Origin of the sequence: Campylobacter sp. RM5063 (assembly GCF_024723655.1) — a bacterium.
In the GTDB taxonomy this organism is placed as follows: Bacteria; Campylobacterota; Campylobacteria; order Campylobacterales; family Campylobacteraceae; genus Campylobacter_D; species Campylobacter_D lari_D.
The window spans coordinates 1-6,573 of record NZ_JANQDA010000030.1; the positions used below are offsets into that span (position 1 = coordinate 1).

Here is a 6,573-nt window from a genome sequence, read left to right on the forward strand (position 1 = left end):
GTTAAGCCTTATATTTGCATTTTTTAAGTATTATTATAACTAAAAAATAAGGAGCTAGATGTGAATATTAACTTTGAAGATATTCAAAAAATGTTTAATGCAATCAACAGAAGTGATATAAATGAAAATAGTCGTAATTTAGTGGATGATGATATTATTGATAGTATTGATATGATGAAATTAATACTTGAAATCGAAAAATTTATAGGAAAAAATTTAGATGCTAAATATATCACTCCGGATAATTTTGAGGATTTTTCTACAATTAAAAATATGCTTGAGGAAGTTATATAATCTCAAGCACAAATTTATCACTTTTATCTTTAAAAGTAAAAACTTTATCCTTACAAGGATAACTTATACTATCTTCTCTTAGAGTGAAATTTTATCCTTAAATTTTTCAAGCATTTTTGGTAATTCCCTGCCAAATAAAGCTTTAACTGTTATTCCACCTCCATGTGCGAGTTTTTTTTATAAACTTACCATCAATTTCTTGTATATCTACAAATGAAAATTGACATTAGAACCGTATGCTCCTATAATAAAAACAATAGCTTTCATTTGCTTACTATCATCATAAGTAATTCTATATTCTAATTTACTTTCTCTTTTTATATTTAACTCTACATCATCACAAGAGTCTATAAAATAAGTTTCATTTTTAAGCATAATTTTCTCTAATCATTAAAATACTTTGTAAAATGCTCTTGATATCGCATTTCTAAATTATCATATATATCTTGAATTTTGTCAATAAATTTTTCATTTCTATATGCTTGCATAGTCATAGAATTAATCTCTTGAAAAGCAAAAAAATCAAATTTTTCTTCATGTGTTAATTCTTCAAGATAAATTACTTTTCCATAATGATCATAAGTATACTGCTTAAGAGTTTCTTCTACTACTTCAAGCACCTTAAACACAAATATCATTATAGGTTCCTTTCTTAATGCCTGTGTGCTTTGCTCAAATTCCTTTAAAAACTCATCATTTTTTCTATGGGTTATAGTACAATAATGCTTTTGAGCATCTTTATAAAAAATATCAAATAACGCACAAGGTTTAACCCCTAAAAAATTTCCATCATAATCAACCTGAGGATAATAAGGATAAAGCTTGCATATCAAAGGTCTAAGACTATGAGGATTACAAAGTCCATTTAAATCACATTTTGCAAAATAAGCATTGATTTTTTTTCCATTTTTTAAAGTAAAGGTATTGACTTTTCCATTTTCTAAATATGTATTACCGGCTTGCTTTAGCGAAAGATATTCAACTTCAAGCATAGGTAATATCACCGCACTAGATTTATTAAATTTAAAATATTGCGCATGAATATTATGACAGCATCCGCCATTGCATGTTTTATAGCATTGTGGCGCAAAAATAAATTCTTTATCTTGTAATGAGTTAAAAAAATTTTTCATTTCTTTCCTTTCTTGCATCTTTTAGTTTAATTTTTGCACATCAAGTAATATTTGCTCATTTTCCTCTTTAAAAGTATATATTAAATCATCACACTTGTATGAGATTTCTTTTTTACAAGTTTTATCTTTTAAAGGCTCTTGTAAAATTTGTGGTAAGTGTTTTTTAATAAGTAGTTTCATAGGTATACCCATACCGTGAGTTAGATTTTTAATAAACTTACCATCTATTTGTTTTTCATCTACAACCTTTATAAATTCAACATCAAGTCCATGTTCTTTTAAGATATTAACATATTCTTCTTTTTCTTCTAATGGAGCATATTGATCAAATTTAGAATGATAAGTAATGTGTTTTGGATTTGGATATTTTGCTTGTGTGTTTATATGATCTTTATTTAGTGTTTCTCTAATGAGTTTTCTGGCAGGTGAAAAATAATAAGGAGATTGTTTGTTTGTAGTCCATAGTGTTTTTTCAGAAGCACAAAGTCTAATATTATTAAAATAGTGAAAAGTTCCGAAACAAAAATACTGAGTAAAATCAACTTCTTTTCCAAAACCTATATATCTCCAAGCATCTCCATCAAGCGTCACATGAGAAGAATTATCAATAATTGCATCTATAGTCCACGGAGCTATCTTTGCAGATAATATACCCATATAAGCACCATGTGAAACCCCTACTACAATGGTTTTTAAATCTTTATTTTTAAAAATATTCGCTTTTACATAAAGCAAAACATTAAGAATATCTATAGTCTGCATAATACCATAATTTTGATATTCATCATTTGTAAGTTTTAAGCTCACACTTAAATCTAAATAATAATCTCTATCAAAATCCCAAGCGTCTTTCTTTTTTTGAATTTCTTTATTAAGATATTCCATAGCAGGATGAAATTCTTCAAAAGTATTAAGTTTTGATATATCATAAGGAATTTCTATGTCAATAGCTTTTAAGCTTGCATCAAAAATAAGTTTATCAATATCATCTAAATACCATTGTGCTCCAGTTTGAGGACGATTACCTATACCATGATAATTTACACTCAAAACTGCTACATTGTATTTTGATGCAAAATACTCCATATTAAATTTTAAAACAGGATCTCTTATATCAGCACCAAGTCCTTGAATGATACACATTATAGCTTGAATTTCTTTTGTATCATCATATATAAGTTGAAATTCTAATTTACTTTCTCTTTTTATATTTAATTCTACATCATCACAAGAGTCTATAAAATAAGTTTGATTTATGAGCATGTTAAGCCTTTTAAAATAAAAATTCAATTATACTTACTTTTTTATAAATTTAAAGAGAAATCATGAAAAATCTTTGTATTATCCCTGCACGCGGTGGTTCTAAGCGTATTCTTAGAAAAAATATTATTGATTTTTTGGGAAAACCATTGATTGCTTATAGCATAGAAAGTGCTTTAAATTCGGGTATTTTTGATGATGTAATTATTTCAAGTGATGATTATGAGATCATAGAAGTGGCTTTAAAGTATGGTGCTAAGGCTCCTTTTGTGCGTAAAAAAGAACTAAGTGATGATTATGCAAGTTCAACCGCTGTAATCCAAGATGCCATCATCACTCTAGAAAAACAAAGTAAAATCTATGAAAATGTGTGTTGCTTATACGCAACTGCTCCACTTATAGATGAGTTTATCTTAAAAGAAGCTTTTGAACAATTTAGTCAAGAAGAATGTAAATTTTTATTTTCAGCTTGCGAGTTTGAATATCCTATACAAAGAGGTTTTTACCTTAATGATCAAAATAAAGTTTATATGTTTGATGAGTCAAATTACGATAAACGCTCACAAGATCTTACTAAAGCTTACCATGATGGTGGTGCATTTTACTTTGGCAAAAAAGAAGCGTGGCTAGAAGAAGATTTTATGTTTAAATCTCATTCTAAAGCTTTTTTACTTCCAAGAAATAAAATTTGCGATATTGACACTTTTGAAGACTTAGAATTTGCTAAAATATTGTATCAATTCCATGAAAGAAACAAATGTTTATAAATAAAATCAAAGGTTTTAAATATCCTGATATGGAACTTGTAAGATGGTTTTTTAAAAACAAACTTGACACTTTAAAAAATGCAAAAGTTTTAGAATTTGCTTCTCATAATGGCAATAATCTTTCTTTATTTGCAAATTATAATTATGCGTGTATCGGTGTAGAACTTAGCAAACAAAATCATGAAAACGCTATTTATAATTTTAAAGAAATTATGCATTATCAAAAGGCAAGTTTTTTTAATGAAAATATGCTTGATTTTGCTAAAAATCATCAAAATATAAATGCAGATGTATTTTTAATACCTAATGTTATTAATTACATTACTAAAGATGAATTTAAAAATTTACTACAAAGTGCAAAACAAAATAATCTTTATCAAGCAAATGGGGGGGGGTATGCTCACTTTTTCTTAAGAGCAAGAAGTATTAAAGATCATCGCTATGGGCTTGGAGAAAAATTAAAAAATGATAGTTTTATTTTAAGCTATGATGAATTTAGTGGCGAAAAAAATTGTCTTTGCACAGCATACCAAGAACATGAACTTGTGGAAATTTTAAAAGAAAATTTAAATTTATATGATTTTGAAGTTATCACAAGTGAAAATATTAATATAAAAAATAAAGTTTATATCAAAGATAGCGATATAATTATATATGGAAAAATCACTAAGGAGTAAAAATGTATTTAAAAAATTTAAAAGGCTTAAAATTTCCAGATTTAGCCGTGATTAAATTTTTTTTCAAACAAGGACTGCATCAAAAAAGCAACCAAAAAGTTTTAGAATTTGCCTGTTCTAATGGCAACAATCTCTCTTTATTTGCAAATTATGATTATGAGTGTATCGGAGTTGACTTAAGCAAAGAAAGTATCAGCAATGCTAATTATAACTTCAAAGAAATAATTCAATGTAAAAACTATCAGTTTTTTCATGATAATATCTTAGATTTTCCTTTAAAAAATCCAAATATTAATGCAGATATTTTTATGATTCCCAATGTGATTAACTATCTATTGAAAGAAGATTTTTTAAAATTATTAAAAATTTCTAAAGAAAATTCTATGTATAAAGAAAATGCTTTGTTTTTTTTAAGAACAAGAAGCATAAAAGATTATAGATATGGTTATGGAGAAAAAATAGCTCATAATTGTTTTAAAATCACAAATGATAATACTACAGGAGAGCTTGGATGTATTAATACTCTATATCAAGAATACGAACTTGTAGAAATTTTAAAAGAATATTTAAATTTACATGATTTTAAAGTACTTACTTATGAAAATACCAATATCATGGGAGAAGATGAAAGATTAGTTAATGATAGCGATATTGTAATTTATGGAAAAATTAAGTGAAAATAGCTATCATGCAGCCAACCTTTAATCCATGGCTTGGCTATATATATATGATACAAAGTGTTGATACTTTTGTCTTTTTGGATAATGTGCAATTTGAACGCAGATCATGGCAAAATAGAAATAAAATTAAACTACAAGATAAAACCTTTTTATTGGGATTAAATTTACAAAAAGCGTCACAAAAAACATTACTTCAGGATATATTATTTGATAAAGATGATAAATGGAAAATTAAATTTTTAAAAACTATTCATCATGCTTACTCTAAAAGTATTAATTTTAATAAATACTACAATATCTTAGAAAAAGTCTTATTTAAACACACACATTTAGTACAATTTAACATGGAGCTAATCAGAATTTACTGCGAGCATTTGAGCATCAAAACACCCATTTTGCAAAGCTCTTCTTTAAATTTAAAAAATGAAAAAAAAGAAAAATTACTACTTGAAATTTGCCAAATACTAAAAGCTGATCATTACCTTTCCCCAGAAGGTTCAAAAAACTATCTTGAAAAAGAAACAGCAAAAGAAATTTTTAAAAATGCAAATATAAAAATTGAATATTTTGATTTTATCCATCCAACCTATACTCAATTGGGTGCAAATTTTATAGCTTATTTAGGAATTTTAGATTTTTTATTTAATGAAAAAGAGCCTTGTGCAAAATTTCAAGAATGTATCAAAATTAACGAGCATAATACATGAAAGTTCTTTTTAGAAGTGATAGTTCTAGCACCATAGGACACGGACATATCAAAAGAGATCTTTTGTTAGCTAAGCAATATCATGATGTATCTTTTGCATGTTTAGCTCTAGAAGGTTCTTTGATAGATGAAATTCCTTATCCTGTATATGAGCTAACAAGTGCTAGTGTATATGAGCTAATCAATCTCATCAAAAAAGAAAAATTTGATCTTTTGATTATTGATCATTATGAAATTACTGCAGATGATGAAAAACTCATCAAGCTAGAAACAGGGGTTAAAATTCTAAGTTTTGATGATGAGATAAAAGAACATTTTTGTGACATTTTACTAAATGTTAATGCTTATGCTAAAGAAAGTGATTATGAGAATTTAGTGCCAAAATATTGTGAATTAAGATGTGGCTTTTCCTATGCTCTAATACGCGATGAATTTTACCAAGAAAGCAAGATAAAAAGAGAAAAAATTTATGATTATTTTATCTGTATAGGAGGAAGTGATCCAAAAAATATTTCTTTTGATATAGCAAACAAACTTAACAAAAACAAAACTATCATCATAGCTACCACAAAAGCAAATTCTCATCTAAACTCACTTCGAAAATTAAGCCAAAAAAACCCTAATATACAAATTCTCATTGACCAATCTAATCTTGCAAGATTGATGAATGAAAGCAAAAAACTCATCATTAGCGCAAGCTCATTGGTAAATGAAGCTTTAATTTTAAAAGCAAATTTTAAAGCCATAGCTTATGCTAAAAATCAAGAAAAACTTGCAACATGGCTTGCTAAAAAAGGCTATGAAGTGGAGAATTTTATATGATAATTTTAAAAGATTTTATCCATTTGACTCAAGAAGAAATTAAGCTTGTTTTAAAATGGCGTAATGATGAAAGCATTACTAAATTTATGAAAACGCAAAATATTAGCCTAGAAGTGCATTTAAACTTTTTATCTAGCTTAAAAACAAACGCAACTAAAAAATATTTTTTAGTATATGATGATAAAAATATCATAGGCGTGATTGATTTTATCAATATTACTAAACTTTCTTGTG

General features: G+C 26.7%; 8 protein-coding genes and 3 pseudogenes. 7 read left to right on the top strand and 4 right to left on the bottom strand.

Annotation, left to right across the window (positions count from 1 at the left end):
• Positions 1 to 60: 60 nt before the first annotated feature.
• Positions 61 to 294, top strand: coding sequence for an acyl carrier protein (locus tag CAMP5063_RS07900; protein ID WP_133319959.1), 234 nt, complete (start codon positions 61 to 63; stop codon positions 292 to 294).
• Here the strand turns inward: CAMP5063_RS07900 and CAMP5063_RS07905 are convergent.
• The 4 genes and pseudogenes from CAMP5063_RS07905 to CAMP5063_RS07920 form a co-directional block, all read right to left on the bottom strand.
• A pseudogene (locus CAMP5063_RS07905) lies at positions 287 to 364 on the bottom strand (DUF2920 family protein); the annotation flags it as partial. The gene CAMP5063_RS07900 and the pseudogene CAMP5063_RS07905 sit on opposite strands and share 8 nt — an antisense overlap.
• 143 nt (positions 365 to 507) lie before the next feature.
• Positions 508 to 669, bottom strand: a pseudogene (locus CAMP5063_RS07910) (DUF2920 family protein); the annotation flags it as partial.
• Positions 670 to 677: 8 nt separating this feature from the next.
• Positions 678 to 1,427, bottom strand: coding sequence for a hypothetical protein (locus CAMP5063_RS07915; RefSeq protein ID WP_337195131.1), 750 nt, complete (start codon positions 1,425 to 1,427; stop codon positions 678 to 680).
• Between the two features lie 21 nt (positions 1,428 to 1,448).
• Positions 1,449 to 2,690, bottom strand: coding sequence for a DUF2920 family protein (locus CAMP5063_RS07920; RefSeq protein WP_337195132.1), 1,242 nt, complete (start codon positions 2,688 to 2,690; stop codon positions 1,449 to 1,451).
• A gap of 62 nt (positions 2,691 to 2,752) precedes the next feature.
• On the opposite strand from CAMP5063_RS07920, the gene pseF reads away from it, so the two are divergent.
• From pseF to CAMP5063_RS07950, 6 genes and pseudogenes are all read left to right on the top strand, one after another.
• Positions 2,753 to 3,454, top strand: coding sequence for a pseudaminic acid cytidylyltransferase (gene pseF / locus CAMP5063_RS07925; protein ID WP_337195133.1), 702 nt, complete (start codon positions 2,753 to 2,755; stop codon positions 3,452 to 3,454).
• Positions 3,445 to 4,131, top strand: a complete 687-nt coding sequence (locus CAMP5063_RS07930) for a class I SAM-dependent methyltransferase (protein WP_263666015.1) — start codon at positions 3,445 to 3,447, stop codon at positions 4,129 to 4,131. The genes pseF and CAMP5063_RS07930 overlap by 10 nt, the downstream gene beginning before the upstream one ends.
• Positions 4,132 to 4,133: 2 nt before the next feature.
• Positions 4,134 to 4,808, top strand: coding sequence for a class I SAM-dependent methyltransferase (locus CAMP5063_RS07935; protein WP_337195134.1), 675 nt, complete (start codon positions 4,134 to 4,136; stop codon positions 4,806 to 4,808).
• Entirely contained in the window at positions 4,805 to 5,518 is a 714-nt protein-coding gene (locus tag CAMP5063_RS07940; protein ID WP_263659986.1) for a WbqC family protein, read from the top strand. Before CAMP5063_RS07935 ends, CAMP5063_RS07940 begins: the two co-directional genes overlap by 4 nt.
• Complete coding sequence (gene pseG, locus CAMP5063_RS07945) at positions 5,515 to 6,339, top strand: UDP-2,4-diacetamido-2,4,6-trideoxy-beta-L-altropyranose hydrolase (protein WP_263659985.1); 825 nt, start codon at positions 5,515 to 5,517, stop codon at positions 6,337 to 6,339. Before CAMP5063_RS07940 ends, pseG begins: the two co-directional genes overlap by 4 nt.
• Positions 6,336 to 6,573 (top strand): annotated as a pseudogene (locus CAMP5063_RS07950) (UDP-4-amino-4,6-dideoxy-N-acetyl-beta-L-altrosamine N-acetyltransferase); the annotation flags it as partial. The gene pseG and the pseudogene CAMP5063_RS07950, both read left to right, overlap by 4 nt.

Excerpts from the sequence above, each read along its gene's own strand:
- CAMP5063_RS07915 (WP_337195131.1), bottom strand. The coding sequence starts at position 1,427 with ATGAAAAATTTTTTTAACTCATTACAAGATAAAGAATTTATTTTTGCG.
- CAMP5063_RS07920 (WP_337195132.1), bottom strand. The coding sequence starts at position 2,690 with ATGCTCATAAATCAAACTTATTTTATAGACTCTTGTGATGATGTAGAA.
- pseF (WP_337195133.1), top strand. The coding sequence starts at position 2,753 with ATGAAAAATCTTTGTATTATCCCTGCACGCGGTGGTTCTAAGCGTATT.
- CAMP5063_RS07930 (WP_263666015.1), top strand. The coding sequence starts at position 3,445 with ATGTTTATAAATAAAATCAAAGGTTTTAAATATCCTGATATGGAACTT.
- CAMP5063_RS07935 (WP_337195134.1), top strand. The coding sequence starts at position 4,134 with ATGTATTTAAAAAATTTAAAAGGCTTAAAATTTCCAGATTTAGCCGTG.
- pseG (WP_263659985.1), top strand. The coding sequence starts at position 5,515 with ATGAAAGTTCTTTTTAGAAGTGATAGTTCTAGCACCATAGGACACGGA.